The 25,670-nt window shown below is 27.8% G+C and carries 30 protein-coding genes, 1 tRNA gene and 2 riboswitches; of the genes, 26 read left to right on the forward strand and 5 right to left on the reverse strand.

What is annotated here, in order from left to right; genetic code table 11:
* The first annotated feature begins 37 nt into the window (after nt 1-37).
* The 10 genes from ARA56_RS06365 to ARA56_RS06410 all read left to right on the forward strand — a co-directional run bounded on the left by ARA56_RS06365 (nt 38) and on the right by ARA56_RS06410 (nt 10,893).
* On the forward strand, nt 38-1,138 hold the full coding sequence (locus tag ARA56_RS06365; protein WP_055264905.1) for a hypothetical protein: 1,101 nt from the start codon (nt 38-40) through the stop codon (nt 1,136-1,138).
* Between the two features lie 137 nt (nt 1,139-1,275).
* A riboswitch (Lysine riboswitch) is annotated at nt 1,276-1,472 on the forward strand.
* A gap of 118 nt (nt 1,473-1,590) precedes the next feature.
* Nucleotides 1,591-2,892 (forward strand): diaminopimelate decarboxylase, encoded by a 1,302-nt coding sequence (gene lysA / locus ARA56_RS06370; RefSeq protein ID WP_055264907.1) that lies wholly within the window; start codon nt 1,591-1,593, stop codon nt 2,890-2,892.
* Between the two features lie 79 nt (nt 2,893-2,971).
* Nucleotides 2,972-4,177 carry an aspartate kinase gene (locus tag ARA56_RS06375; RefSeq protein ID WP_055264909.1) on the forward strand — a complete coding sequence of 402 codons (1,206 nt, stop codon included), beginning with the start codon at nt 2,972-2,974 and terminating at the stop codon, nt 4,175-4,177.
* 63 nt (nt 4,178-4,240) lie between these two features.
* The gene (dapF, locus tag ARA56_RS06380) at nt 4,241-5,074 is read left to right on the forward strand and encodes a diaminopimelate epimerase (protein ID WP_207642904.1); all 834 of its coding nucleotides are present in this window, start codon (nt 4,241-4,243) and stop codon (nt 5,072-5,074) included.
* A gap of 26 nt (nt 5,075-5,100) precedes the next feature.
* Entirely contained in the window at nt 5,101-6,249 is a 1,149-nt protein-coding gene (locus ARA56_RS06385; protein ID WP_055264911.1) for a M20 metallopeptidase family protein, read from the forward strand.
* Between the two features lie 30 nt (nt 6,250-6,279).
* Nucleotides 6,280-7,272, forward strand: a complete 993-nt coding sequence (locus ARA56_RS06390) for an aspartate-semialdehyde dehydrogenase (protein ID WP_055264913.1) — start codon at nt 6,280-6,282, stop codon at nt 7,270-7,272.
* A 21-nt stretch (nt 7,273-7,293) separates the two neighbouring features.
* A complete protein-coding gene (gene dapA / locus ARA56_RS06395; RefSeq protein WP_055264915.1) occupies nt 7,294-8,184 on the forward strand; it encodes a 4-hydroxy-tetrahydrodipicolinate synthase in 891 nt (296 codons plus the stop codon).
* Between the two features lies 1 nt (nt 8,185).
* Entirely contained in the window at nt 8,186-8,941 is a 756-nt protein-coding gene (dapB, locus tag ARA56_RS06400) for a 4-hydroxy-tetrahydrodipicolinate reductase (protein WP_055264917.1), read from the forward strand.
* 26 nt (nt 8,942-8,967) lie between these two features.
* On the forward strand, nt 8,968-9,678 hold the full coding sequence (gene dapD, locus ARA56_RS06405) for a 2,3,4,5-tetrahydropyridine-2,6-dicarboxylate N-acetyltransferase (RefSeq protein WP_055264919.1): 711 nt from the start codon (nt 8,968-8,970) through the stop codon (nt 9,676-9,678).
* Between the two features lie 30 nt (nt 9,679-9,708).
* Nucleotides 9,709-10,893, forward strand: coding sequence for an aspartate aminotransferase family protein (locus tag ARA56_RS06410; protein WP_055264921.1), 1,185 nt, complete (start codon nt 9,709-9,711; stop codon nt 10,891-10,893).
* Between the two features lie 33 nt (nt 10,894-10,926).
* Here ARA56_RS06410 and ARA56_RS06415 read toward each other — a convergent pair whose 3' ends face one another.
* Entirely contained in the window at nt 10,927-11,652 is a 726-nt protein-coding gene (locus ARA56_RS06415; RefSeq protein ID WP_055264923.1) for a tRNA 2-thiocytidine biosynthesis TtcA family protein, read from the reverse strand.
* Nucleotides 11,653-12,025: 373 nt separating this feature from the next.
* On the opposite strand from ARA56_RS06415, the gene ARA56_RS06420 reads away from it, so the two are divergent.
* Genes ARA56_RS06420 through ARA56_RS06440 form a run of 5 tightly spaced genes read left to right on the forward strand, consistent with a single transcriptional unit; the run spans nt 12,026 to nt 15,556 of the window.
* Complete coding sequence (locus ARA56_RS06420) at nt 12,026-12,583, forward strand: DUF5317 family protein (RefSeq protein ID WP_055264925.1); 558 nt, start codon at nt 12,026-12,028, stop codon at nt 12,581-12,583.
* On the forward strand, nt 12,577-13,044 hold the full coding sequence (locus ARA56_RS06425; protein ID WP_055264927.1) for a hypothetical protein: 468 nt from the start codon (nt 12,577-12,579) through the stop codon (nt 13,042-13,044). Before ARA56_RS06420 ends, ARA56_RS06425 begins: the two co-directional genes overlap by 7 nt.
* Complete coding sequence (locus tag ARA56_RS06430; protein ID WP_055264929.1) at nt 13,037-13,699, forward strand: accessory gene regulator ArgB-like protein; 663 nt, start codon at nt 13,037-13,039, stop codon at nt 13,697-13,699. The genes ARA56_RS06425 and ARA56_RS06430 overlap by 8 nt, the downstream gene beginning before the upstream one ends.
* The gene (locus ARA56_RS06435; RefSeq protein WP_055264931.1) at nt 13,696-13,821 is read left to right on the forward strand and encodes a cyclic lactone autoinducer peptide; all 126 of its coding nucleotides are present in this window, start codon (nt 13,696-13,698) and stop codon (nt 13,819-13,821) included. The genes ARA56_RS06430 and ARA56_RS06435 overlap by 4 nt, the downstream gene beginning before the upstream one ends.
* Before the next feature lie 58 nt (nt 13,822-13,879).
* A complete protein-coding gene (locus tag ARA56_RS06440; protein WP_055264933.1) occupies nt 13,880-15,556 on the forward strand; it encodes an HD-GYP domain-containing protein in 1,677 nt (558 codons plus the stop codon).
* A gap of 77 nt (nt 15,557-15,633) precedes the next feature.
* Here ARA56_RS06440 and ARA56_RS06445 read toward each other — a convergent pair.
* Nucleotides 15,634-15,708 (reverse strand) — tRNA-Glu (locus ARA56_RS06445).
* A gap of 309 nt (nt 15,709-16,017) precedes the next feature.
* Between ARA56_RS06445 and ARA56_RS06450 the strand changes: the two genes are divergently transcribed.
* Nucleotides 16,018-16,536, forward strand: a complete 519-nt coding sequence (locus tag ARA56_RS06450; RefSeq protein WP_055264935.1) for a QueT transporter family protein — start codon at nt 16,018-16,020, stop codon at nt 16,534-16,536.
* A gap of 138 nt (nt 16,537-16,674) precedes the next feature.
* The gene (locus ARA56_RS06455) at nt 16,675-17,055 is read left to right on the forward strand and encodes a hypothetical protein (protein ID WP_055264937.1); all 381 of its coding nucleotides are present in this window, start codon (nt 16,675-16,677) and stop codon (nt 17,053-17,055) included.
* Nucleotides 17,056-17,172: 117 nt separating this feature from the next.
* On the opposite strand, the gene ARA56_RS06460 is transcribed toward ARA56_RS06455, so the two are convergent.
* Nucleotides 17,173-17,352 carry a hypothetical protein gene (locus ARA56_RS06460; protein ID WP_055264939.1) on the reverse strand — a complete coding sequence of 60 codons (180 nt, stop codon included), beginning with the start codon at nt 17,350-17,352 and terminating at the stop codon, nt 17,173-17,175.
* A gap of 132 nt (nt 17,353-17,484) precedes the next feature.
* Between ARA56_RS06460 and ARA56_RS06465 the strand changes: the two genes are divergently transcribed.
* The 4 genes from ARA56_RS06465 to ARA56_RS06480 all read left to right on the forward strand — a co-directional run bounded on the left by ARA56_RS06465 (nt 17,485) and on the right by ARA56_RS06480 (nt 19,979).
* A complete protein-coding gene (locus ARA56_RS06465; protein WP_055264941.1) occupies nt 17,485-18,837 on the forward strand; it encodes an FAD-binding oxidoreductase in 1,353 nt (450 codons plus the stop codon).
* 12 nt (nt 18,838-18,849) lie between these two features.
* Entirely contained in the window at nt 18,850-19,194 is a 345-nt protein-coding gene (locus tag ARA56_RS06470; protein WP_055264943.1) for a hypothetical protein, read from the forward strand.
* A gap of 21 nt (nt 19,195-19,215) precedes the next feature.
* Entirely contained in the window at nt 19,216-19,626 is a 411-nt protein-coding gene (locus ARA56_RS06475; RefSeq protein ID WP_055264945.1) for a hypothetical protein, read from the forward strand.
* A gap of 107 nt (nt 19,627-19,733) precedes the next feature.
* Nucleotides 19,734-19,979: a hypothetical protein gene (locus ARA56_RS06480; RefSeq protein WP_055264947.1), complete on the forward strand. Its 246-nt coding sequence runs from the start codon at nt 19,734-19,736 to the stop codon at nt 19,977-19,979.
* A 106-nt stretch (nt 19,980-20,085) separates the two neighbouring features.
* Here ARA56_RS06480 and ARA56_RS06485 read toward each other — a convergent pair whose 3' ends face one another.
* Nucleotides 20,086-20,394 (reverse strand): rhodanese-like domain-containing protein, encoded by a 309-nt coding sequence (locus tag ARA56_RS06485; RefSeq protein WP_055264949.1) that lies wholly within the window; start codon nt 20,392-20,394, stop codon nt 20,086-20,088.
* Nucleotides 20,395-20,596: 202 nt separating this feature from the next.
* Between ARA56_RS06485 and ARA56_RS06490 the strand changes: the two genes are divergently transcribed.
* The 3 genes from ARA56_RS06490 (at nt 20,597) to mgtE (ending at nt 23,714) form a co-directional block, all read left to right on the forward strand.
* Nucleotides 20,597-21,433, forward strand: coding sequence for a deoxyribonuclease IV (locus ARA56_RS06490; RefSeq protein ID WP_055264951.1), 837 nt, complete (start codon nt 20,597-20,599; stop codon nt 21,431-21,433).
* Nucleotides 21,434-21,644: 211 nt separating this feature from the next.
* Nucleotides 21,645-21,914 (forward strand): hypothetical protein, encoded by a 270-nt coding sequence (locus tag ARA56_RS06495; protein ID WP_055264953.1) that lies wholly within the window; start codon nt 21,645-21,647, stop codon nt 21,912-21,914.
* 102 nt (nt 21,915-22,016) lie between these two features.
* Nucleotides 22,017-22,178: riboswitch (M-box (ykoK) riboswitch) on the forward strand.
* A gap of 192 nt (nt 22,179-22,370) precedes the next feature.
* Nucleotides 22,371-23,714 carry a magnesium transporter gene (gene mgtE, locus ARA56_RS06500; RefSeq protein ID WP_055264955.1) on the forward strand — a complete coding sequence of 448 codons (1,344 nt, stop codon included), beginning with the start codon at nt 22,371-22,373 and terminating at the stop codon, nt 23,712-23,714.
* 39 nt (nt 23,715-23,753) lie between these two features.
* Here mgtE and ARA56_RS06505 read toward each other — a convergent pair whose 3' ends face one another.
* Nucleotides 23,754-24,434, reverse strand: coding sequence for a cyclic nucleotide-binding domain-containing protein (locus ARA56_RS06505; protein WP_055264957.1), 681 nt, complete (start codon nt 24,432-24,434; stop codon nt 23,754-23,756).
* A 117-nt stretch (nt 24,435-24,551) separates the two neighbouring features.
* Between ARA56_RS06505 and ARA56_RS06510 the strand changes: the two genes are divergently transcribed.
* On the forward strand, nt 24,552-24,974 hold the full coding sequence (locus tag ARA56_RS06510) for a DMT family transporter (protein ID WP_055264959.1): 423 nt from the start codon (nt 24,552-24,554) through the stop codon (nt 24,972-24,974).
* 13 nt (nt 24,975-24,987) lie between these two features.
* The gene (locus tag ARA56_RS06515; RefSeq protein WP_055264961.1) at nt 24,988-25,425 is read left to right on the forward strand and encodes a DMT family transporter; all 438 of its coding nucleotides are present in this window, start codon (nt 24,988-24,990) and stop codon (nt 25,423-25,425) included.
* Nucleotides 25,426-25,670 lie beyond the last annotated feature (245 nt).

The following is a 25,670-nucleotide window of genomic DNA, read 5'->3' on the forward strand; positions in this document are numbered from 1 at the left end:
CATATGTATATCTTATACGAGATGAGGAGAAAGTGATATGAACAAAAGAGTATTTTTAGCTAAAGAAGATCAATATTATAATAAATTAGGGATTGGTAAGAAAGTAGATATATGGGAAGATGGCCTTAGAACGTCAGGAGATAGGGGTTCATATGAATGGTGGTATTTTGATGCTGAATATAATAATGGGTGTAGATTTGTAGTAATATTTTATACAAAAGATAGATTTGATGTTAAAGGACCAGGGAAGCCAACAGCTACTTTAGATGTCACCTTACCAAATGGTCAAACAATTTGTAGAACAATAACAGAAGAAAATAAAAATATAATAGATGCATCAAGAGAACGATGTGATGTAAAAATAGGAGATAGCTTTATAAAATATCAAGATGGAAATTATTACATTCATTTTGAAGACACATTAGTACAGTATGATTGTGTTATGAAAAGTACTCTTCCTATGTATAGACCTAAAACAGGTTATACATTTTTTGGAGAAAACGAAAATCTCTATTTTGGATGGTTTGTACCGCAACCAAGTGCAGAAGCTTCAGGACAAGTAAAAGTTAATGGATTAAGCATGAAGCTAGAGGGTAATGGATATCACGATCATAATTGGGGAAATGTTCAAATGGATAGAATAATAAATCATTGGTATTGGTGTAGAGCTAAGATAGGTCCTTATACAATTGTTGCTAATGATATTATTTCAGAGAAAAAATATGATTATTTAAGATCTGCTACTTTATTTATTGCCAAAAATGAAGAGGTTCTAGTGGAAGATGAGAATAAAATTAAGATTGAAAGGAATAATACAAAAGAGCATAATTTAACAGAAAAATTTATAGATAATAATATAACTTTTATTTATGTAGATGAGAATGAAACAAAGTATACGATAGAATTCATAAGAGAGAAGGATATTTTTGCATCATCTCTTTTAAATGTTATGGGATTATCTTATAGTGAAATTTTATTTTCAGTATCAAGAGGAATAAATCCAACTTATCTTAGATGTATTGGAAAAGCTAGATTAACAATAGAATCATCTAAAGGAAAAGAGGTTTTAGAAAGTGATGCTTTGTGGGAGCAAATGTTTTTTGGAAATAATAAAATAGCATATATAGCTAAAGAGTAAGAAAAAATAGTTATATAAGAAAATATAAGAGGAATACTTTTTTAGCTAGATAATAAAATTAGAATAAATATTTGACACAAATGTAAGAAAATGTTAAACTTTATTTAAGTTAATGTGAATTTAATATGTTTTAAACAACTTGTTGTAGAGGCCGCGATTGTCATCAGTACTATAACAGAAAGTTCAAATCTGAGATTTGATAACTTCAATGTATAGGAAAGGGGCCATCGCCGAAATAAATAGATAAGAGTCTATTTATTGGGTCTATGTTTAAGAAGCATAGAACTGTCTTATGAGAATTGCCCAATTTTCATAAAGAAGAGCTACATCTTGTTGGGGCAGAAGGTTTTGTTTTATATTGTTTTAAAACAGTCATGAGTACCTTTTGCTCATGACTGTTTTTTATTTACTAACTTATATAAGTTGAATTTTAGTAAATAGGAGGATATAACATGAATTTATTTGGAACTATGAAAAAAAATCAAAATGGTAATTTAGAAATAGGTAATTGTGATGTTGTTTATCTAGCAAAAGAATATGGAACTCCGTTATATGTAGTTGATGAAGAGTTAGTAAGAAGAAACTGTAGAGTTTTTAATGATAATTTTAAAGGAAAAGGAATTAAAACAGAAGTAATATATGCCTCAAAGGCATTTTTAAACTTAGCGATTTGCAAGGTAATAGAAGAAGAAGGGTTATCTCTTGATGTAGTTTCAGGAGGGGAACTTTACACGGCTATTAGAAGTAAATTTCCATTAAGTAGGGTTTACATGCATGGAAATAATAAAACAGAAGAAGAGTTAAGATTGGCTATAGAATCAGGTATAGGAAGAATAGTAGTTGATAATAGAGATGAATTAGATTTAATTGAATATTTATGTAATGAATTAGATAAAAAAATTGAAGTTCTTTTAAGAGTAAATCCAGGAGTAGATGCTCACACCCATGAATATATACAAACATCTAAAAATGATTCAAAATTTGGAGAATCTATATTTAGTGAAGATATATATGAAGTAGTAAGAAAATTTATGAATAGTGAAAGGGTTACTTTAAGAGGATTTCATTGTCATATAGGATCACAAATATTTCAGGAAACATCTTTTTATATGAGTGTTTCAGTTATGGTTGATTTTATTAGCAAAATAAAAGAAAAATGTGATTTTATTACTAGAGAATTAAATATGGGTGGAGGCTTTGGAGTTTACTATTCTGATGGAGATGTACCTATAGAATTAAGTAATTTCTTAAATAACATGGTGATATCAATTAAAGAAGAATGTGAAAAGCATAATTTATTAATACCTAAAATAATGATAGAACCAGGAAGATCAATTATTGCAAATGCAGGTACAACGTTATATAAGGTTGGTGGAACAAAAAAGACTTACGGTGATAAAAATTATATTTTTGTTGATGGAGGAATGACAGATAATATCAGAACTGCATTGTATGATGCAAAGTATGAAGCTGTAGTAGCTAATAAGTTCGATAATAAGGAAAAAATTGAATATACGATAGCTGGAAAATGCTGTGAATCAGGAGATATTATAGTTAAGGATATAATGCTTCCTAAAGTTGAAAGAAATGATATTTTAGCTGTTCTAAGTACTGGGGCTTATAATTATTCAATGGCTAGTAATTATAATAGGATACCTAGACCAGCAGTTGTATTTGTAAGGGATGGTATAGCGAGAATAGCAGTTAAAAGAGAGAGTTATGAAGATATTTTAAAAAATGATGTAATGTTTTAATAAGAATTTATGTTTTTTATTTAAAGTTACATTTTGATAAAGAGAGAAGATATTTCATATTATTAAAGGGGGCAATGAAATGAATATTGTAGTACAAAAATATGGGGGCACTTCAGTAGGAAGTATTGAAAAAATTAAGTTTGTGGCTAGAAGAGTTATTAACGAAAAGGAAAAAGGAAATGAAGTGGTTGTTGTAGTTTCTGCAATGGGGAAGACAACAGATAATCTTATAAATATGTCTAAAGAGATTTGTAATAATCCTAATAAAAGAGAATTAGATATGTTGCTATCTACAGGTGAACAGATGTCTATATCATTATTATCTATGGCTTTAGAGGCCGAAGGTTATAAATCTATATCACTAACAGGGTTTCAAGCGGGCATTAAAACACAAGGTATTCATACAAAAAATAAAATAGCAGATATTGACGTTAGGAAGGTAAAAAAATATTTACAAGAAGGAAAAATTGTAGTAGTAGCAGGTTTTCAAGGAATTAATGAAGATGGAGATATAACTACTTTAGGTAGAGGTGGATCAGACACTACAGCTGTTGCAATAGCTGCAAAACTAAAGTGTCCTTGCAAGATTTATACAGATGTAGATGGAATATATTCTATAGATCCTAGAGTATATAAAGAAGCAAAGAAAATTGATTATATAAGCTATGAAGAAATGATGGAAATGGCATCATTAGGTGCAGGGGTTATGGATGCGAGAGCTGTTGAAATAGGGTGTAAATATAATGTACCAATTTATGTATCATTAAATACTGGTGATGTAAAAGGAACATGGATAAAGGAGTATGATGAGAGAATGGAAGAAAGAGTTATTACTGGACTTACAATTAGTGAAAATAATTTAATGATTACTATAAATAATGTGTTATTTAAATCAAATAATATAGCAACGATTTTTGAAAGATTAGCACAAAATTTTATAAACATAGATATGATAAGTCAGACAGCACCTGCGAATGGATATGTTAATGTTTCATTTACTGCAAGCAAAGATGATTTAGAAACTATAAAAGATGTTATAACAAAAATTAAAGATGAAATTTTAGGTATTAATATATCTGTTGAATTAAATATAACTAAAGTATCTGTTATAGGAATAGGGATGATGAATCAAAGTGGAGTAACTGCAAAGGTATTTAAGATTTTTGCTGAAAATAATATAGAATTTAAACAAGTTACAACTTCAGAGATAAGTATATCATTTGCTATTGATTCTAAGGACAAGCAAAAAGCAGCAAATATTCTAGCAAAAGAATTAAATTTATAAGTTAAAATTTAAATAATCTATTGGAATACTTAAAGATATTTGAATAGAATAGTGGGGGCAAAGATGATTAAGTTTCAAAAATTTCATGGAACAGGAAATGATTTTATAATTTTAAAAGAAAGAGATTTGAATTTTGAAGATTATAGTGAGTTGGCTAAGAAAGTTTGCAATAGACATTATGGAATTGGGGCAGATGGAATGATTATTGTATCAGAATCAACTAAGGCTGATATAAGAATGAAGTTTTATAATGCAGATGGATCTATAGCTAGTATGTGTGGAAATGGTATACGATGTTTTTCAAAATTTGTTTATGAAAATGGAATTGTAAAAGGAAAAAACTTTAATGTGGAGACTTTAGCGGGAATTATGAAGCCGGAAGTGATAGTGGAAGATGGTAAAGTAAATTTCGTAAAAGTAAATTTAGGCAAACCTATTTTTGTATCAAGTGAAATACCAGTAAGTAATGGTAATAAATATTTTATTAATGAAGAAATTAGTGTAGATGGAAGCTGCTTTAAGATAAGTTCTTTAGTAGTTGGAACGATTCATACAGTATTATTTGTTGATGATTTTAATGATTTAGATATAAAAGCAGTTGGACGAGCAATAGAATATAATGATATATTTCCAATAAAAACAAATGTTAATTTTTGCAAGGTAATTGATCATAAAAATATAGAAGTAATCACATGGGAAAAAGGTGTTGGGATTACTCTTGCTTGTGGAACAGGAGCTGCATCATCAGCAGTTATAAGCTCAATTTTAAAAGGTTGTGATAAAAAGATAAATGTAAAAGTACTAGGTGGTAATCTTATAATTGAGCAAAAAGATGATGAAATATTTATGACAGGGCCTGCAGAGTTTATTTGTAGTGGAGAATATAATTTTAGATAGAGAAAATAGTTAAAGGGTGTGTTTAAATGTTTTTTGAGAAAGAAAAGTTTATTGATGAAGTAAGATTATATAGAAGAGAGCTGCATAGAATTCCTGAAATAGGGTTTTGTGAAGTAAATACTTCTAAATATATAAGAGAAAAATTAGAAAGCTTTGGTTACGAGGTAAAATCTGTAGCAAAAACTGGTCTTATAGCATTTAGACAAGGAGAAATTTCAGAGGAGTCTATAGCATTTAGAGCTGATATAGATGGGTTAAAAATTTTAGAAGAAACTAATGTATTTTTCCAGTCGGAAAATGTTGATTACATGCATGCTTGTGGACATGATGGACATATGTCTATTTTATTAGGATTTGCTCATTATATATCTACTATTAAGTCAGTAAATAAAGGGATATTATTTATATTTCAACCAGCTGAAGAGGGGCCTGGTGGAGCAGAAGTTATTATTAATGAAGGGGTTTTAGATCATTACAATGTTAAACATGTTTTTGGACTTCATTTATTTCCTGGATTGAATGAAGGTGAAATAGGTATAAAAGCTGGCCCAATGATGGCACAAACTGCGGAGTTTGATATAGATATAAAAGCAGAAAGTGGACATGGAGCAGCACCACATAAAGCCAATGATGGAATAATAGTAGCGGCTCAATTGATTAACTCTTTCCAAAGTATAATAAGTAGAAATATTAATCCAATAGAAGGAGCTGTTTTAACCATAGGTACAATAAATGGAGGAGAAAGACGTAATATAATAGCTGAAAATATTAGGCTAGAGGGGACATTAAGAGCTTTTGATAAAGAGGTATATTCTAAAATTAAAAGTAGAATGAGTGATATATGTAAGGGGCTGGAAACTATGTTTAACGTAAATATAAACATTGAATTTAGAGATATGTATCCAGCAGTAAGAAATGATAGAAAATTATTAAGAAGTTTAATTAAATTTTTACCGGAAGAAAGATTAGTAGATATCGATCCAATGATGCTAGCAGAAGATTTTGCTTATTATCAAGAAGCGGTGCCTAGCTTGTTTTTTATGCTTGGAGTTAAAAATGAGGAGTTAGGATATACACATCAACTTCATAATTCAAAGTTTAATTTCAATGAAGAAGTTTTGGTAGAAGGAATGGAACTTTATCATAAAATCTGTGAAGGATTAAATGTTTATTAAATATTAAGATTAATTGGGGTGGAATATAAAATGAAAAAAGCAAATCTAGCAATAGTTGGTGCAACTGGAATGGTTGGAAGAACATTTTTAAAAGTATTAGAGGAGAAAAAATTTCCTATAAATAATATATATTTATTTGCATCAAAAAAATCAGCAGGTAAGAGTGTTAAGTTTTTAGGTAGAGATATTATAGTTGAAGAATTAAATCATGATTCTTTTAAAAGAGATATAGATATTGCTTTATTTTCAGCAGGTGGTGAAATAAGCAAAGAATATGCTCCAATAGCAAGAGAAAATGGAGTTGTAGTTGTTGATAACAGTAGTGCTTGGAGAATGGATAAAGATATTCCACTAGTAGTTCCAGAGGTTAATCCAGAGGATATAAAGTGGAATAACGGAATTATAGCTAATCCAAATTGTTCTACAATTCAAGCAGTAGTACCTCTTAAAGTTTTACATGATGCTTATAAGATAAAAAGGATTGTTTATTCAACTTATCAAGCAGTATCTGGATCAGGTGTTGGAGGTATAGATGATTTAGATAACACAATTAAAGGATTAGAAAATAAAAAGTATCCATATAAGATTGCATATAACTGTCTTCCTCATATAGATAGTTTTATGGATAATGGTTACACAAAAGAAGAAATAAAAATGATAGAAGAAACTAAAAAGATTTTAAATGATGATACTTTAAGAATTACAGCTACAACTGTTAGAGTACCAGTAAAATATGGTCATAGTATTTCTATAAACGTAGAATTTGAAAAAGACTTTGATGTTGAAGATGTGTTTAAGCTTTTAGAAAATTCAGAAGGAATCATTCTACAAGATGATGTTAAAAATAATATTTACCCAATGGCCATAAATTGCGAAGGTAAAGACGAAGTTTTTGTAGGTAGAGTAAGAAGAGATTTTAGTGTAGAAAGTGGATTGAATTTATGGGTAGTAGCTGACAATATAAGAAAAGGTGCCGCTACAAATGCAGTGCAAATTGCAGAAATATTAGTGAAAGATATGTAAAGCTTGAAGGGGAGAGAAAATATGAGTTTATTTGAAGGGTCTGGAGTTGCTTTAATAACTCCATTTAAAAATAATAAAGTTGATTATGAAAAGTTATCTGAACTAATAGAATTTCATATAGAAAATAAAACAGATTCTATAATAATATGTGGAACTACTGGTGAGTCATCAACTATGAGTGATTATGAGAAAAAAGAAATTATAAAGTTTACAGTAGATAAAGTTAATAAGAGAATACCGGTAATAGCTGGTACTGGTGGAAATAATACTAGTTATGCAATTCAGTTAAGTAAATATGCGGAAGAAGTAGGTGTTGATGGACTTTTATTAGTAACTCCATATTACAATAAAGCTACACAAAAAGGGTTAATAGAGCATTATAATGCAATAGCTACTGAAGTTAATATTCCTATAATTTTATATAATGTTCCAGGAAGAACTGGAGTAAATATTTTGCCTAAAACTGTATATGAACTTTCTAAAATAAAAAATATAAAAGCTATAAAAGAAGCTAGCGGTAATATATCACAAGTAGCTGAAATAGCAAGATTATGTGGAGATGAATTTTATATTTATAGTGGAAATGATGATATGATAGTGCCTGTATTATCATTAGGGGGAAAAGGGGTTATATCGGTAGTTGCAAATATATTACCAAAAGAAACTCATGATATTGTAATGAAGTATTTAGAAGGTAAAGTTTTGGAGGCTAGAAATGCTCAACTTAGAATGTTAGATCTTATAAATACTTTATTTATTGAAGTTAATCCGATTCCAGTTAAAACAGCTATGAATATTTTAGGAATGGAAGTGGGAAATCTTAGGTTGCCTCTAACTGACATGGAAGATAAAAATAAAAAAATATTAATACAAGCTATGGAAGAGTATGGTGTAAGGAATTGGAGGAAATAATATGTTAAAGGTAATATTAAATGGATGTAATGGTGCTATGGGAAGAGCTGTAACAAAAGTAGTTTCAGAAAGCTTAGATGTAGAGATAGTAGCAGGAATAGATAAAAATATAGAAATGCATCAAAATAGTTATGAAGTTTTTAATAATATATTTGATTACAAAGGTAAAGCTGATGTAATAATAGATTTTTCACATCCTAGTTGTTTAGATGATATTTTAAGTTATGGGAAAAAAAATAATACTCCAATGGTAATAGCAACTACAGGATTAAGTAGTGAAGATTATAAAAAAATAGAAAGTGTAGCAAAAAACGTTCCAATTTTTAAAGCAGCTAATATGTCTCTTGGAGTAAATTTATTAATAGATTTAGTTAAGAAAGCAGCGCTAGCATTACAAGAAAATTTCGACATTGAAATTATAGAAAAACATCATAATAAAAAAGTAGATGCACCTAGTGGAACTGCTTTAATGATAGCAGATGCTATTAATGAAGAGCTAGATAATTCGATGGAATACAAATACGGTAGAGAAGGTAAGAAGGCGAAAAGAGAAGAAAAAGAAATTGGTATTCATGCTGTTAGAGGAGGGACTATTCCAGGAGAGCATACTGTTATTTTTGCAGGATTAGATGAGATATTAGAAGTTAAACATACTGCTTTATCTAAAAATGTATTTGCTAGTGGAGCAGTAAAAGCGGCAAAATTTATTGTAAATAAAGAGAATGGTTTATATAAAATGGAAGATTTAATGAATTAATTTGGTTATAGAAAGGAAGAAAAAATATGAATAATAATAATTTTACAGATCCATATGAAATTGCTAGATTTATAAAGGATGCAAAGAAAGTTACTCCGGTAAAATTATACATAAAAGGAGACATGGATAATATAAACTTTTCAAATTGTAAAGTTTTTGGATGTGGAGATTCAAGAATAGTCTTTGGTGAATATGAAGTAATAGAGGAAATATTAGAAAATAATGAAGATAAAATAGAATATTATGAATTAGAAAATGATAGAAGAAATTCAGCTATACCACTATTAGATATGAAGAATATTCAAGCTAGAATTGAACCAGGAGCACTAATTAGAGATAGAGTAAGTATTGGGAAAAATGCTGTAATAATGATGGGAGCAGTTATTAATATTGGTGCTGAAATAGGGGAAAATACAATGATTGATATGAATGCAGTAGTAGGAGCTAGAGGAACTATCGGTAAAAATGTTCACGTTGGTGCAGGTGCTGTAATAGCAGGTGTATTAGAACCACCAAGTAAAACTCCAGTAATAGTAGAAGATTATGCTATGATAGGTGCAAATGCAGTTATATTAGAAGGTGTTAGAATAGGTAAGGGAGCAGTAGTAGCTGCAGGATCAGTCGTTATCAATGATGTTGAACCTAATACTGTTGTAGCAGGAACTCCTGCAAAGGTAATTAAGGAAAAAGATGATAAGACTGCAGATAAGACTAGAATTTTAGAAGATTTAAGATAAATATCTTTTACACCATAAGGGGGCAGAAAAATGGGGACTTTGCATGATAATGACAAAAAGTATATATTAAATCTTTATAATAGATTAAATTTAGAAGTGGAAAGAGCAGATGGAGTATATCTATATGATAAGAATAATAATAAATATTTAGATATGTATAGTGGCATATCTGTTAACAATTTAGGGTATGACAAAGAAATTGCTAATGTAATAAAAAATCAAGTAGATAAGTATATTCATTTATCTAATTACTTTGTTTCAGAGCCAACAGTAAATTTAGCTAAACTATTAGTAGATAATTCTTTTGCATCAAAAGTATATTTTTCAAATTCAGGGACAGAGGCTAATGAAGCAGCAATAAAATTATGTAGAAAATATGGAAGAAAGATTAATGATAATAAAATTGAGATATTATCTGCGTTAAATTCATTTCATGGAAGAACTTATGGAGGATTAACACTAACAGGTCAAGAAAAGTATCAAAACGATTTTAAGCCTTTACTTTCTGGAGTAAATTATTTTGAATTTAATAATATAGAGTCTTTAAGAGAGAAAGTAAGTGAAAATACTTGTGCAGTTTTCTTAGAGGTAATTCAAGGTGAAGGTGGAATAGTAGAAGTATCTCAAGAGTTTATGAATGAATTAGTAAAGTTGTCAAAGACGCATAACTTTCTAATTGTCATAGATGAAATTCAAACTGGTATAGGAAGAAGTGGAGATTTATTTGCTTTTGAAAAATACAATATTACTCCTGATATAGTTACATTAGCAAAATCTATAGGTGGAGGATTACCTTTAGGTGCAATGTTAGTTAATGAAAAATTAGAGGAAGTGTTAAAGGTTGGAGACCATGGAAGTACCTTTGGAGGGAATCCAGTAGCTTGTGCAGCTGGGGCGTACGTTTTAGATAAAATAGTAAATACAGATTTATTAAAAGAGGTAAAGGAAAAAAGTAATTATCTTTTAAATGAGCTAGAAAATATTAAAGAAGAATTCCCAACATTAATTAAAGAAATTAGAGGTAGGGGAATGATGATAGGTATAGATGTAGGAGAAAATGCTATAGCAATAAGAGATTGTGCTCTAGATAATAGATTACTATTAAACGTGACTAACAAAACTATTATTAGATTATTACCATCCCTTTGTATAAGTAATAGTGAGATTAATGAGTTTTTAGAAAAATTTAGAGAAGTATTAAAAAGCTTCATATAAAAATACCTGGCGGAAGTTTACCGCCAGGTATTTTTATATTTTTTTAATTTCGTCCTTATTCCATATATATAATTGATCTGAATTATTTAAAGCAGAAAAGAGTTTATTTTTAAGATTAGGAAAAGTGCTGTTTAGATTTTTTATTAAATCCTTAACCTCTTGTCTTTTAGTATGTCCATCAGCAGGACAAGGATTCTTTATAATTGGGTAATTATAATCTTTAACAGCCTTTTTTATCATATATTCATCTATATAAACCATGGGTCTAATTATTGTAAGATTAAATTTTTCCATATATGATTTTGGAGCAAAACAGTTTACTCTACCTTCATAAAACATAGTCATAACAAAGGTTTCTACTGCATCATCTTTATGATGTCCTAATGCAACCTTAGTACAGCCAAGTTTCATGGCTGCATCATTTAATGCACCACGTCTCAATTTTGCACATAAAGAGCAAGGATTTTTTTCATTTTTAATATCAAAAACGATTTTAGCTATGTCAGTTTGAATTTCGTAAAAAGGAACATTTATTTTTTTGCATAATGTATGTAGAGGACCATTGTCCACATCTCCAGGATTTAAAGTTATAGCTATCAAATCAAATTTTTGAGGAGAAAACTTTTGATAATTTTTTAGGATATGAAGAAGAGTAACGGAATCTTTTCCACCTGAAAGACCAACAGCAATCTTATCACCATCGCTTATCATATTAAAATCATTTATAGCTTGTCTTGTTTTGCTTAATAACTTTTGCATATAGAACTACTCCTCTCAGTATTGTTTAATCTGTACATATTTTATCAGAGAATAGACTATTGTACAAATAGAATTAATTTTAACAAATATTGAAGATAGTGATAATAGTATCTTTATACTTAATAATTAAGATGAAGAGTTTGTTATTAAAAAAGAATAATAAATATACAAAAAGCACCATTAAATTATATAGTTGGTGATTTTTTTGTTATTTCTATGAAATACAAACAAAAATAGCGAAATAATACGAAAAATATGGAAAAAATATTTAATTAGTACTATAATATAATTAAAGTATTTAAATATATAAAAAACTTTACAGAAATTAGATAATTAAAAAAGTTATATGTAAAATTCGGTTTTAGGGGGAAATATGATTGAAACAATTTTGATAGCATTTATTGTTTCGAAAATCAAGGGCTTTGATATAAAACCTTTATTTAAAACGTGGACAATATATCCAACTATTTTGTTAGAGCTTCTGTATTTAATCGGACAAGCTATGATATTTTTAGAAAATTATGAAGCGATTAGATATATGGGAGTGATGAAATCTGCATATTTATGTTCATACTTGTTTTTAGTTTTTAAATATGAAATATATTGGAGTGCTATAATAGGAGCAGTTTTTACGCTATTAGGAGGTTTGCTTAATGATATTGTTATTAAAGCTAATGGAGGATTTATGCCAGTCTATCCTACAATATCATGTCTTACAGGATATGTTAATAAAGATACTTTGAATTTAGTAGATAATCTGCATATATTAGGCAGCGAGGCGACTAAATTTAAGATACTAACCGATTACATAGATTTAGGGTACAGTATACTTAGTATTGGAGATGTATTGATAAGAATATTTGTATTTTTAATAATATTTAACTCTATAAGAAAAATTAATGTACAAACTAAGGAGGAATTAAAATGTTAAAAGTTCCAATATTTGAATTTATTGCAAGATTAATACCAGAAGCTTTTATATTTATGTTTGCAGCATATACTTTCTCAAAGGTAAAAATAGAAAAGAAGAAATACTTAATGGCAAGTTTTTTATTAGGGATAAGTGTGTTTATAATAAGAATGTTACCTATAAATTATGGAGTACATACAATTTTAAATATTATTATATTAACTGTAATTGCTACTAGTATTAATAAAATAAATATGGTTAATGCAATAAAATCAACAATAATTACTACAGTATTTTTGTTTGTTTTAGAAGGAATAAGTGTTCTTATACTTAGTAGTATTTATGGAGAAGAGTTACAAAATATGTTTCAGGATTCAAAATTAAAAATAATATTAGGATTACCTTCATTGATAATTTTTGGGGTAATTGTTATTGGTTACTACACATATTTAAGTAAAAGGAATAAATTAAGCTATGTTTAGTGTTGATAGTATAGCTGAAGCAATCACTGAAATAATAACAAAAGAAGTTAATTTGGAGTGTGAAAAAAAAGATGTAGTTAAGTATGGGATTTTTGCTTTTATTCAAATAACATTATCACTTTTATGTGTAGTTGTTTTTGGAGCAATTTTCAACGTTACTATAGAGGCTTTAATCGTATCTTTTGTTACATCAATTTTAAGAAAAAATTCAGGGGGGATTCATGCTAGTGAACCTGGAATATGCTTAATAATAGGGACATTTGCGACTATTATTATAGCGTTAATAAGTAAAAGTATAAATATAAATGTAGATTTAATTATTTTCCTTGGAGTCATAATATTTACATATTCTTATTATTTGATATATAAGCTAGCACCAGTCGATAGTGTCTCAAAGCCTATTCGTAAAAAAGAAAAAAGAACAAGATTGAAGAAAAATTCAATTATAATTTTAACTATCTATTTATTTATATCTATACTAAATATAATAGCGTTGAAATTAGGCGGAAATAGTGAATTTGCTGTATACACTATGTGTATTTATTTAAGTATAATATGGCAGATATTTTCATTAACCCAAATAGGACATAAAATTTTAGGAGAAATTGATAAGAGATTAATGAGAGTTTTATATGAAGGGAGGTGTAGGGAATGAAAAAGAAGATATTAACGGGAATAGCGACTATAGCAACTTTAGTAGCATCAGTAGTAGCAACATCTGCTTGTATTTGGGGATGGTACCAACCAGAAGAACCAGCTTGTCTAAGAGATGAATAAAATTTAAAGGCTTGAGGCTGTAGTTCAGCCTCACTTTAATTATTACGAGGGATAATTTATGCAAAATGATAAGAGGAAACAAGTAAATGAAATAGTATCAATTGTTAAATTAGCATCACTTTTATTAAGTGGTATAATTCTATGTAAATACTTTTTTACAGATGATAGCTTAATGTTTAGTTTTCCAGGGGGAATCTATTCTAATTTGAGTTTATTTTTACCTTTATTGTTATTATTACTAATATACTTTATTTGGACATTCTCAACAATAAATAGGATAAAAAATAAGCATAGTATATTGATTGGTGAAATAGAAAAAATTATATTTATTTTAATATTTTCAATTATAATTTTTATTTCAGGAAGTTATGAGAGTCAATATAAATTTCTTTACTTATTTATAATAATTACTACGACTATACAATCAGGAATGAAAAAGGGGCTAATTGTTGCTGTAATTTCGTCGATAATTATATTGATGATGGATTTATTAATGTTTCAAGGTAGTGGAGTAAATTGGTATTTTGAAAATGATTTAATATTAGTCGGAATTTTTATGTTGACAGCTTGGCCTTTAGGGTTTTATGTTAAAATTGAAGGTGAGCATATAAAAAAACTTGAGAATATGGTTAATTATGATGGTCTTACTAATGTATATAATCATAGATATTTTCAAGATAAATTAAAAGAGAAAGTTGAGATTGGGAGAAAGGAAAGTAAACCTGTATCCATGATCTTTATAGATATAGATTATTTTAAACATTACAATGATTTATACGGTCATCAGAAAGGTGATAATATTCTTAAAGAATTAGCTGCTATTGTTTCTAATTCGGTGAGAGAAGAAGATATTGTTGCAAGATATGGTGGAGAAGAATTTGCTGTTATTTTAGATGATACTACTGAAAAAGAAGCTTTAGAAATAGCAGAAAGAATAAGAGCAAATGTAGAAGAAACATATTTTGAAGGGGAAGAAAATCAGCCGAAAGGTAAAATAACAACTTCAATAGGAGTTTCTGTTTTCCCGGATAAAGCTAAGGATGAAGTTGAGCTTATTAAAAGTGCTGATGATGCTTTATATAGAGCAAAATTCTTTAATAAAAATAGAGTAGAAACGTATATATCAATATTGGATGATTTAAAGAAAAATATTGATGATAAAGATATTGAACTTGTAACATCTATTAAAACATTAATTAGTATAATTAATGCAAAGGATAGATATACATATAGTCATGTTGAAAGAGTAGTTATATATAGCAGACTTTTGGCAGACAAGCTTAATCTTTCTGATGTTGATAAAAGTAATTTAATATATGGTGCATATATGCATGATATTGGTAAGATAAATATAGCTAAGGAAATATTGGTTAAGAGAATGAAGCTAGAAAAGGAAGAATGGGAAGAGTTAAAGCAGCATCCAGAGAATGGAGTAGAGATTATAAAATCTGTTGAATCTCTTAAGGATGTAATTCCGCTTATAAAACATCATCATGAAAGATATGATGGAAAAGGATATCCAGATGGATTAAGTGGAGAGAATATTCCTTATTTAGCAAGAGTGCTAACTGTTGTAGATAGTTTCGATGCTATGACTTCTAATAGACCTTATAATAGAAGAAAAAGTTACGAGGAAGGTATTGAGGAATTAAGAAAATGTAGTGGTGAACAATTTGACCCGGAAATTGCAAAAGCTTTTATTGAGGTAATAGAAAGTAATGTTGCATTTTTATAAAACCCACCTCCATCTAAGCAAAATGTTTTAGATGAAGATGGGTTCTTTTTTATGTAGTAAGTTTTAATTATATAAAGTGGTGACTTGTAGGGGAATCGAACCCCTGATTTCACCGTGAGAGGGTGATGTCTTTACCTCTTGACCAACAAGCCACATTTCTTTCTTTATATAATATTACCGCTTTATGGCAAAATATTCATAAAGTATGAAAAATAATTGTGATATATATCTTGATTTTAATGCGTTATTAAATTATAATAAACGAGATAAATTTAATAGAAGACAGTTCGAAAGCCTCCTGTCTATAAATAAAACTAGGTTAAATAAGATGTATAAGAATATTTATACATTGTTTATTTACTTATGCTTGTTTGTAACTGAGGCTATAGATTTTTATAAATCTATAGCCTTTATTATTTTCAAGTTAAGAGGCTCTATTTAAGAAATAGGGGGAAATAAAAATGAATCAGAATTTAACTAAAAGAATTGTAGTAACAGGAGTTATTGCTGCTCTGTACGCTGTATTAACTTTAATATTAGCACCAATAAGTTTTGGCCCAGTTCAATTCAGATTATCAGAAATTATGGTATTATTAGCCTTTGTTGATCCTTTATATATTTTAGGACTAACTTTAGGATGTCTATTATCTAATATATTAGGTGGATATGGAATAATGGATGTAGTTTTTGGTTCTTTAGCAACATTTATGAGTTGTGTTGTTATATACTGGACTAAAAATACTATAAAGAATATTAAGGTATCATTGTTAGTTTCATCAATTTGGCCAACAATATTTAATGGATTAATAATTGGTTGGATGCTTCATATAACTATAAATGTACCAATGCTTATAACAATGCTTCAAGTAGCATTTGGAGAATTTATTGTTGTTACAGTGATAGGGGTTCCTTTGGGTTCATTACTTGCAAAGAAGTACGGAAGATATTTTTTAAAATTAGGATTAGCTAAGAATATATAAATATAATTGAAACCAAGAGATGTGAAAGTTTTCATATCTCTTTTTTATATACAATATAGAAAATTAAAGGAATATTACATAGTAAATTGAGAGAAAATAACTTTATAAAATATTAATTTTTACAAAGGAGAAATAAAAATGAAACTTAAAAGAGTTTTAGTAATTACATTAGTACTTATATTATCTTTATCGTTTTCTACTTTTGCAAGTAATAAAGAGAAATCACCTATTTTTATGGGAAAGGTTTCAGAAGTCATAAAAGATGAAAAAGAAAATAGTGTTAGAGTTAAAGCAAAAGGATATATTAAAGGATGCTCAGTATACGAAGAAGAATTAATTTTAATAGTTACTGAAGAAACTGAAATACTAGGAAATGAATGTGGAAATCAAGAGAAAGTGGAAAAGGAAGTTTGCGTTGGGGACTTAATATTTGCTAAATTAGATAAAGCAATGACTAAATCAATTCCTCCACAAGTAGTAGCTAAAAAGATACAGATATCAAAAGTCAATAAATCTTAATAAATATAAAATTAAAGTTATTTAATTGAATTAAAATAATGCTGAAGAGAAAATATATAAACACTAAAAAGTGTAATATTTCTTCAGCATTTTTTGTTAAGTTACAAATAAGGTTATTTATAAATCATCAACATCCTGTTCTTCTCCGTAGCGTACTGTACCTTCGCAGGAAAAACTGTCATTAGGATTTTTTTCTATAAAATAACCATCATTAGGTTCTTTAGAAGGCTTAGCATGACTTGTACAAGATTTGAGTTGTACATCAGTAAGATCGTTTATCTTTTTCATTTTAGACATATAAAATACTCCTTTAATTTAGTTCTTGTAATTATTATTAATAAATTATAATTATTTTATACTATAAAAAAATTAATAAATATATTATTATATATGTAAAAGAATATTTTATAGAAAAATTGAGGTGAATAAATGTATAACTATGATTATTCTATGCTAACTGGAGATGTTATTACAAAAGATGATTTTGAGTATGAGGAAAGTAGAAAATGCTGGAATAGGGCTATAGAGAAATATCCTTATATAATCAATTATTGTAATAATAAAGAAGATGTATCTAATGCAATTAAATGGGCTAGAAAGAATGAGATATCTTTTAGAATAAGATCTGGATGTCATAATTATGAAGGTTTTTCAACAGGAAATGATTTGTTAGTGATTGATGTTAGTAAAATTAATAGTATTTGCATAGATGAAGATAGAGGATATGTTAAATTAGGTGGAGGAGTAAGAAATAGAGAGATTTATGAGGCTTTAGGTAATAAAGGTTATCCTTTTCCAGGTGGAGGTTGTCCAACAGTTGGCGTTTCAGGGTTAATTCTTGGAGGCGGCTGGGGATATTCTACAAGATTATTTGGTTTATCGTGTGATACACTTATAGAGTTAGAGTTAGTTAACTATAATGGTGAAATATTAACCGTAAATGAGAAAGAAAATGAAGATTTATTTTGGGCTTGTAGAGGAGCTGGTGGAGGGAATTTTGGTGTTGTTATATCAATGAAATTTGCTTTACCTAAAAAAATAGAAATGGCCACGTTAATTAATGGAGATTTTAATAATTGTGATATTGATGAAGCTGTTGAATTGATAAGTACTTGGCAGGAAATGTATAAAAATTTAGATAAAAGATTTAATGGAAAGCTAAGTATTTATAATTCTAAGGAAAACGGTAAAGGTGTGAAATTTACTGCTTTATTATATGGTGATAAAAAAGAAGCTAATGAAATACTGGAACCATTAAAAAAAGCTTCGACGAATTTATTACTTAAAATGGAGTATGGAACTGTTTTGGAGGCTAACAGAAAAATACAAGATAGTCATCCGGATTATGAGAGTTATAAATCATCAGGAAGATTTGTATATAAAGAGTACTCAAAAAATGAAATCAAAGAATTAATAAATTTAATAGAAGATAGAGCAGAAGGAGCTATATATACAGCTATTACATTTTATGGACTAGGTGGAGCTGTTCTAGATTTTAAAAATGATAAGACAGCTTTTAATTATAGAGATGCAAAATTTATTATGGGATTCCAATCTGTATGGGAAGAAGCAAAATATGCCCCATTAAATAAGAGATGGTTTTTAGATAAGTTTAGTTATATAAAAAATATTACTAAAGGTTCTTTTATAAACTTTCCATTGTTAGAATTAGAGAATTATAAGGAAGAGTATTTTGGAGAAAATTTATCTAAGCTTAAGAAGATAAAAAGTAAATATGATCCTTTGAATATTTTTAAGTTTCCACAAGGGATAGATAGTTAGTGAGGTACATGTATGATGTTAAATACATATGAACAATTTTCAATATTAAATAATGAATTAATTACATATTTAAATGAATTAATTTCTAATGATATTAAGGGTACAAACAAGGAAGAAGTAATTAGTAAGTTTGATAGAATGTTGAATGATATTGAAGTATTAAAGTTTAAAAGTGATGAAATTGTTGAAACTGGAGCAGGAATAGATCAAGTAAATAATCTTAGATATTCAATAATGAATTCATTATTTTTAATATCTGATTTATTACATTTTTATAAATTGGATGAGGTAGAAAGATTTAAGATGAGAGCTGTTAACTATATTAATCATACTGCGAAGCCGCAAGTTTTTAGATAAAGTAAATAGGAGAGATTTGGAATGGAATATATGTTATCAACGCATGAATTAGGAAAGTTACTTTCAGATTTATGCAATAAATATGAAATTAGTATGTTATGGAGAGAGAAAATAAGTGGAGGGTTTATAACTTTAACTGGAATAATTGATGTTGAGTATTATCCAACAGATAAAGTAATGCTTAAAGGCAATAATATTATAAGTTTAAAGGTTAAAAGTGGGAATAACAGTAATGTTGTTAAAATTACAGGTATGAAAGGTGAGTATTTTAACATAAGTTTAGCACCGACAAAATTTAAAGAGATAAAATCAAATTCATTATATTTAAATCAAATTCAAGAAAGTAAAACAGAATGTAAACTTAGAATAGATGAAAATATAATTTTTACTATACCTGAATCTTATAATGAGATTACAAAGCTTATAAAATAAAAATGATATAAATAAGTTATATTAATAGTTTTAAAAGTGTAGACAACTTCATATAAATTAATATGTGATTTATATAGATATATTATTTTATGTGAAGGAGAGAGTTGATGAAATCTTTAAATTATTGTTTAGAATGTAGAAGAGTATTTCAATCAAATGAAAGATGTGAATTTTGTAATTCTGATAAAATTAAACCTTTAAAAAAAGGTACATCAGTAAATGTAATTGGAAGTAAAACAAAAGGAAGCATTTTTAATTGTAAAGGTGATATTGCTAGTTTGATAATAGTTACAGAAGGTAAAGAAAAAGTTATCAAAGAATATAGAATAGATAATTTGAAAAAAATATTATAATAAATAGTATAGATAAAATTAAATTATATTTAGCATAATATTAATGAGATGAAAAAAACACAAAAAAAATTAGAGGCAGTTCAAATAAATGAACGGCCTCTAATTTTTATTCTATAGTTCCAGTATAATCTAGTATTCCACCTCTTAAATTGTATAGATGTGAAAAACCTTCTTCTTCAAGGAGAGAACAAGCTACACTACTACGTATCCCACTTTTGCAATATACTAAGATAGGTTTATCTTTATACTCTTCAATTTCTTCTAATTCATATTCTAGTTCATCAACTGGAATATTTATAGATTTAGGAATTTTACCACTTTTAAATTCACTAAATCTTCTTACATCTAGTATAAGTAAATCTTTCGTTTCATCTATTAATTTTAAAGCAGATATATTATTAATTGATTTAATCATTTTTAGTCCTCGCTGATAATCTAATTATTTAAGTAAATTATAAGAAAAATAAATTATAAATGCAATAGAATACTTTATTAATTAATAATTATTATTTACAAATATTAAAATAAATACTATTATAATATAAGAGATAGAATAATAATTATATAATTAAAATTAGATTTAATTTAGATGATTTATTGATACGGAGGAAAAATACATGCTTAAAATAGGATGTCATTTATCAACGACAAAAGGTTTTGAAAATATGGGGAAAGAAGCATTGAAAATAGGAGCGAATACATTTCAATTTTTCACTCGTAATCCTAGAGGTGGGAAAGCTAAAGACATTGATCAAAAGGATATTGATGCATTTTTGAAATTAGCTAATGATAATAACTTTGGAGTATTGTTAGCTCATGCGCCTTACACACTAAATGCATGTTCAGCTGATGAAAATACGAGAAAATTTGCTAAAGAAATGATGGCTGACGATTTAATTAGAATGGAATATATACCAAATAATTTATATAATTTTCATCCAGGAAGCCATGTTAAGCAAGGAGCCGAAGTTGGCATTAATTATATTGTAGACTTATTAAATGAAGTTATTAAACCAGAACAAACAACTACTATTTTGTTAGAGACAATGGCTGGTAAGGGAACTGAAGTTGGAAGAAGTTTTGAAGAGATAGCAGAAATAATTAGCAGAGTAAATCTTAAGGACCATATGGGTGTATGTTTAGATACTTGTCATGTATATGATGCTGGATATGACATAGTTAATGATTTAGATAGAGTATTAGATGAATTTGATAGAATAATAGGACTTGATAAGTTAAAAGCAATACATCTTAATGATTCAAAAAATCCATTTAAAAGCCATAAAGATAGACATGAAAAAATAGGTGAAGGTTTTATAGGTTTTGAAGGAATAAAAAGAATTATTAATCACCCTAAGTTAAGACATTTACCATTCTTTTTAGAAACACCTAATGAATTAGATGGATATGCTAAAGAGATAGAATTATTAAAGAGTGTTTACGAAGAAGTTTAGGGAGAATAAATAATCTAGTTATTAGACATTAATATCTGATAACTAGATTATTTTTTGTTAGATTTAATTACTTACAATTAAACATATAAATAATAATCAGTAATCTTTTTTAGCTTTGATAATAATTTCATTAGTATTACTAAAATTATAAAAAATTTTGAATTATTGCAATAAGCATTGGAATACTAAAAGTATAAAGGAGGGTAAAAATATGACAAAACATATATTTGATAAAATTGCATTAAAAAATACAGAAAATTTATCTTCTCATAATTTTACGAATGATTATACTTTAGGAATAAGCAATAATATTGATGGCTTAAAAATAAATGATGATGCTTCAAATGAAGAAGTTTTAAGTGATTTAAATATTGAAGGGGTTAAAGGTGATAGGGAAGAGGAAAGAAAATTAGAACACAACAAAGAAGGAAAAAATACTAATATTGCTGATTTGCCTATTTTTCCTAATTTAAGTGAATGAATAAGTAAAACAATTATAGAATTTGTAAAAAAAAAATAATATAAAATCAACTTTTATATTGACATGAGTAAGTATATTTTGTACCATAAATAATAGAATTAGATATAATATTGTTAGGTGAGGCTCCTATAAAGAAATATGCTGCTGCCCAGAAAAATCTAGAGATTCCAATGGGTTAACAAGAATCATCGTAAAGGTGATTTTTAATGTAGCTGACTGAAAAAGTCTACGCTTTATAGTGCTAAAGCTCTACGATTATTTAAAAGTTGTTTTTAGGACTTTTTGTCGTGGGGCAAAAAGTCTTTTTTATTTGAAAATTAATAGGAGGTGGTATTAATGGATTCTTATCCGGCCCATAGGTGGATAAATACAATTGAATATTTGAAAGATAGGATTAAGATTCATTATACCACTGATGAAAGTGGTCTTTTTCCTGTCTAAAGGGAGGAATTAACCATGAAATTAAATATGAATAAAGAAGAGTTAAGAAAGTTTTTGCTTCATGCACCACAAGATAGAATAATGAAATATATTGAAGGGATTCACCCTGTAGATATACTTGATATATTAAGAGAAGATGAAGAAGATAGAAAAGATATATTAAATAGATTATCTGAAAAATGTATAGCATCTATTATTGATGAAGCAGAAGATGAAGAAAAATATGAAATTTTAACTGAGTTTTCTGAAAATAAGCAAAAAAATATTATTGAAGAAATGTCTTCAGATGAATTAACAGACCTTTTAGGTATTTTAAGTCAAGAACAGGCAAATAAGATTCTTTCAAAGATGACAGCAGAAGATGCAAGAAGAACACGTCAATTATTGAGTTATGAACCTGATACTGCTGCTGGTATAATGGCTACAGAATTTGTTTCAGTAAAAGGAGAAATGACTGTAGAAGATACTTTAAAATATCTTCAAGGTACAACAGAAGATGTTGAAAATATATATGATTTATATGTTATAGACGAACTAGATCGTTTAAAAGGTGTAGTATCATTAAAAGAAGTTGTAACTAGCAGTTTTGAGACTAAGATTTCTGATATTATCCATGTTAAGGTTGAAGGGATACCTTATGATTTAGATCAGGAAGAAGTTGGACATAGATTTGAAAAGTATGGTTATTTAACTATGCCAGTAGTAGATAATTATAATAGATTACTAGGTATAGTTACAGTAGATGATGTTATGCAAATTTTAAGAGATGAAAGTACCGAAGATATCCATCGTCTAGGAGGAGTTGACGAAGGCGAAAGAATTAGTGGGACTTTATCTGAATCTATTAAGAGTAGACTTCCTTGGCTTATAGTAAATTTATTTACTGCTATTTTAGCATCTGCTGTTGTTGGTATGTTTGAAGGGACTATTTCAAGAATTGTAGCACTAGCAACATTTATGCCTATAGTAACTGGAATGGGTGGAAATGCAGGTACACAGACATTAACAATAATCGTAAGAGGACTTGCATTAGGCGAATTAGATTTTGATAATATGAAACGAGTATTCTTTAAGGAAATAGGAATAGGACTTGTTACTGGAGTAGTAATAGGTGCTATCATAGCTGTACTAGGATATCTGTGGGAAGGAAAGTTATTCTTTGGACTAATAATAGGTGTAGCTATGATATTAAATATGATAGTAGCTACTATATCAGGATTTGTAGTACCAGTTGTACTTAAGAAGCTAAAAGTTGATCCAGCGCTTGCATCATCAATATTTGTAACAACATTTACAGATGTACTTGGATTCTTATTCTTCTTAGGTTTAGCAACAATTTTTGTAGAAAAGTTATTGTAAAACATACGGCTTTTGCACTTTGCAAAAGCCGTATGTTTTTTATCTATATATATCTTTTGCTAGAGATTCAAGCTTTTTTAGATTCAAAACTTGGATTTCATTTTTATTCTTTTTAATGACATGTGAATCTACTAAAGTTTTTATAACCCTATTTAGATGTCTATAGCTAGAGCCTAGTAGTTCAGATATGTGATTTACACCTTCTATGGTAAGTGAAGTAGAGTTAGAAGGAAGAACTGATAACAAATAGCTAGCAAATCTATTCTCTAGAGGATATAAAATATTTATGGAGCTATAAATAGAATTATTTCTAAGCTTATTTTCAAGTGATGATATGATGAATCTTAAAAAAAGAGGATCATTATATCCATGATTATGTATAGACCATATTGGAATAGCTAAGCAAATACAGTTTTCAAGAGTAATTACATTACAATCAGCATAAGGATTATCTAATAGTTCTAAGTCGCCTATTATCGATAATGGATTATTAAAACATAGTAAAAGAGATTGACCAGAAGAAAGTAGTGTTGTAACTTTCGCTTTTCCTTTCACTAAGAAATACATATACTCTAATTTTTCGTTCAATGTACATATAAATTCATTTTTTTCAAAAGTATAAATTTTACAAGAATTTATTAAATTTTTATTCAAATACTTTGCTAGTGAGTATTCATTTATGTAGTGTTTAAGAATTTCAGCATTTATTATCTCTTTCATTTAAGTTACCTCCTAAAAAATTATACTATTTATAAGAAAAAAGGACAAATGTCCTATAATAAATTTGATAGACTTAGTAACTTATATATAGAATAAATAAGTTTAGGAGGAAAATAAATGTATAATATTTTAGCACTAGTTATTGGTGCACTTATATCGATTATGCTTTCATTTAATGGGAGTTTAGAAGGAAATGTGGGATTAACATATTCTTTGATTATAATACATACAGTAGGACTTTTTACAATAGCTATTATAATGTTAATTAAAAGAGCAAAAATTACAGTTAGAGAAAAACTTCCTATATATATGTTTTTTGGCGGTGCAATAGGAGTGGCATTAACTTTGGTTAATATGATTACAATAAGTAAAATAGGAGTTGCATTAACAACTTCTCTAGCAGTATTTGCACAGTTAATATTCTCATCATTTATAGATCATTTTGGATTATTTGGAATGAATAAATATAGATTTAATAAGAAAAAACTTATAGGCTTTGCTATTGTGTTAGTAGGGTTAGTCATTATGACTGTATTTTAAGGAGGAGTAGTAAATGATTATTTTAGCTATGTTAGGTGGAATATTAACTACATTATCGATGATAGTAAATTCATCCTTAGGTAAGAAAATTGGAGTTCTGCAAAGTACTTGCATAAATTATATTGTAGGATTAATTTGTTCAACTTTAGTATTAGTCGTATTAGGAAATAGTATAAATGTTACTACAGAAACATTTGCAAAGATGCCATTCTATGTTTTTTTAGGTGGAGCAATAGGTGTAAGTGTAGTTTATTTATCAAATATAATAATACCTAAGATACCTGTAGTGTATAGTACTTTATTATTATTTGTTGGACAAGTTATTACAGGAATAATTATAGATTTTTTTGTGATGTCTGAGATATCTTTTAGTAAGTTAATTGGAGCAATAATAATTATTTTAGGGATTTTATATAACTCTAGAATTGATGAAAAGAAAATAGAAGAATAGAAGAATAGAAGTTATGAGTAGCCAAATTACTATTAAATAGTAATTAAGGTTGCTCTTTTTTGTTACTATATATTCAGTGAGAATTTAATAAGCATAGTAGAAAGTAATGGAGGTCATAATAAATATATAGATAAGCATTATTTGATAAAAAAAGATAGTTTTTTTTATAAAAACTTCAAAAATGACTACTTTTTACTAGAAAATGGTTAAAAATGATGGTAATATATTAAGAAACATAGCAAATT

Origin of the sequence: Clostridium disporicum (assembly GCF_001405015.1) — a bacterium.
In the GTDB taxonomy this organism is placed as follows: Bacteria; Bacillota; Clostridia; order Clostridiales; family Clostridiaceae; genus Clostridium; species Clostridium disporicum_B.

Coding starts and splice junctions, on each gene's coding strand:
- ARA56_RS06365 (WP_055264905.1), top strand. CDS start 38: ATGAACAAAAGAGTATTTTTAGCTAAAGAAGATCAATATTATAATAAA.
- ARA56_RS06410 (WP_055264921.1), top strand. CDS start 9,709: ATGGGGACTTTGCATGATAATGACAAAAAGTATATATTAAATCTTTAT.
- ARA56_RS06505 (WP_055264957.1), bottom strand. CDS start 24,434: ATGAAAGAGATAATAAATGCTGAAATTCTTAAACACTACATAAATGAA.
- ARA56_RS06475 (WP_055264945.1), top strand. CDS start 19,216: ATGGAATATATGTTATCAACGCATGAATTAGGAAAGTTACTTTCAGAT.
- ARA56_RS06435 (WP_055264931.1), top strand. CDS start 13,696: ATGAAAAAGAAGATATTAACGGGAATAGCGACTATAGCAACTTTAGTA.
- ARA56_RS06415 (WP_055264923.1), bottom strand. CDS start 11,652: ATGCAAAAGTTATTAAGCAAAACAAGACAAGCTATAAATGATTTTAAT.
- ARA56_RS06485 (WP_055264949.1), bottom strand. CDS start 20,394: ATGATTAAATCAATTAATAATATATCTGCTTTAAAATTAATAGATGAA.
- ARA56_RS06425 (WP_055264927.1), top strand. CDS start 12,577: ATGTTAAAAGTTCCAATATTTGAATTTATTGCAAGATTAATACCAGAA.
- lysA (WP_055264907.1), top strand. CDS start 1,591: ATGAATTTATTTGGAACTATGAAAAAAAATCAAAATGGTAATTTAGAA.
- dapB (WP_055264917.1), top strand. CDS start 8,186: ATGTTAAAGGTAATATTAAATGGATGTAATGGTGCTATGGGAAGAGCT.
- dapF (WP_207642904.1), top strand. CDS start 4,241: ATGATTAAGTTTCAAAAATTTCATGGAACAGGAAATGATTTTATAATT.
- ARA56_RS06510 (WP_055264959.1), top strand. CDS start 24,552: ATGTATAATATTTTAGCACTAGTTATTGGTGCACTTATATCGATTATG.
- ARA56_RS06455 (WP_055264937.1), top strand. CDS start 16,675: ATGAAACTTAAAAGAGTTTTAGTAATTACATTAGTACTTATATTATCT.
- ARA56_RS06375 (WP_055264909.1), top strand. CDS start 2,972: ATGAATATTGTAGTACAAAAATATGGGGGCACTTCAGTAGGAAGTATT.
- mgtE (WP_055264955.1), top strand. CDS start 22,371: ATGAAATTAAATATGAATAAAGAAGAGTTAAGAAAGTTTTTGCTTCAT.
- dapD (WP_055264919.1), top strand. CDS start 8,968: ATGAATAATAATAATTTTACAGATCCATATGAAATTGCTAGATTTATA.
- ARA56_RS06495 (WP_055264953.1), top strand. CDS start 21,645: ATGACAAAACATATATTTGATAAAATTGCATTAAAAAATACAGAAAAT.
- ARA56_RS06450 (WP_055264935.1), top strand. CDS start 16,018: ATGAATCAGAATTTAACTAAAAGAATTGTAGTAACAGGAGTTATTGCT.
- ARA56_RS06440 (WP_055264933.1), top strand. CDS start 13,880: ATGCAAAATGATAAGAGGAAACAAGTAAATGAAATAGTATCAATTGTT.
- ARA56_RS06470 (WP_055264943.1), top strand. CDS start 18,850: ATGATGTTAAATACATATGAACAATTTTCAATATTAAATAATGAATTA.
- ARA56_RS06460 (WP_055264939.1), bottom strand. CDS start 17,352: ATGTCTAAAATGAAAAAGATAAACGATCTTACTGATGTACAACTCAAA.
- dapA (WP_055264915.1), top strand. CDS start 7,294: ATGAGTTTATTTGAAGGGTCTGGAGTTGCTTTAATAACTCCATTTAAA.
- ARA56_RS06385 (WP_055264911.1), top strand. CDS start 5,101: ATGTTTTTTGAGAAAGAAAAGTTTATTGATGAAGTAAGATTATATAGA.
- ARA56_RS06465 (WP_055264941.1), top strand. CDS start 17,485: ATGTATAACTATGATTATTCTATGCTAACTGGAGATGTTATTACAAAA.
- ARA56_RS06430 (WP_055264929.1), top strand. CDS start 13,037: ATGTTTAGTGTTGATAGTATAGCTGAAGCAATCACTGAAATAATAACA.
- ARA56_RS06390 (WP_055264913.1), top strand. CDS start 6,280: ATGAAAAAAGCAAATCTAGCAATAGTTGGTGCAACTGGAATGGTTGGA.
- ARA56_RS06420 (WP_055264925.1), top strand. CDS start 12,026: ATGATTGAAACAATTTTGATAGCATTTATTGTTTCGAAAATCAAGGGC.
- ARA56_RS06515 (WP_055264961.1), top strand. CDS start 24,988: ATGATTATTTTAGCTATGTTAGGTGGAATATTAACTACATTATCGATG.
- ARA56_RS06480 (WP_055264947.1), top strand. CDS start 19,734: ATGAAATCTTTAAATTATTGTTTAGAATGTAGAAGAGTATTTCAATCA.
- ARA56_RS06490 (WP_055264951.1), top strand. CDS start 20,597: ATGCTTAAAATAGGATGTCATTTATCAACGACAAAAGGTTTTGAAAAT.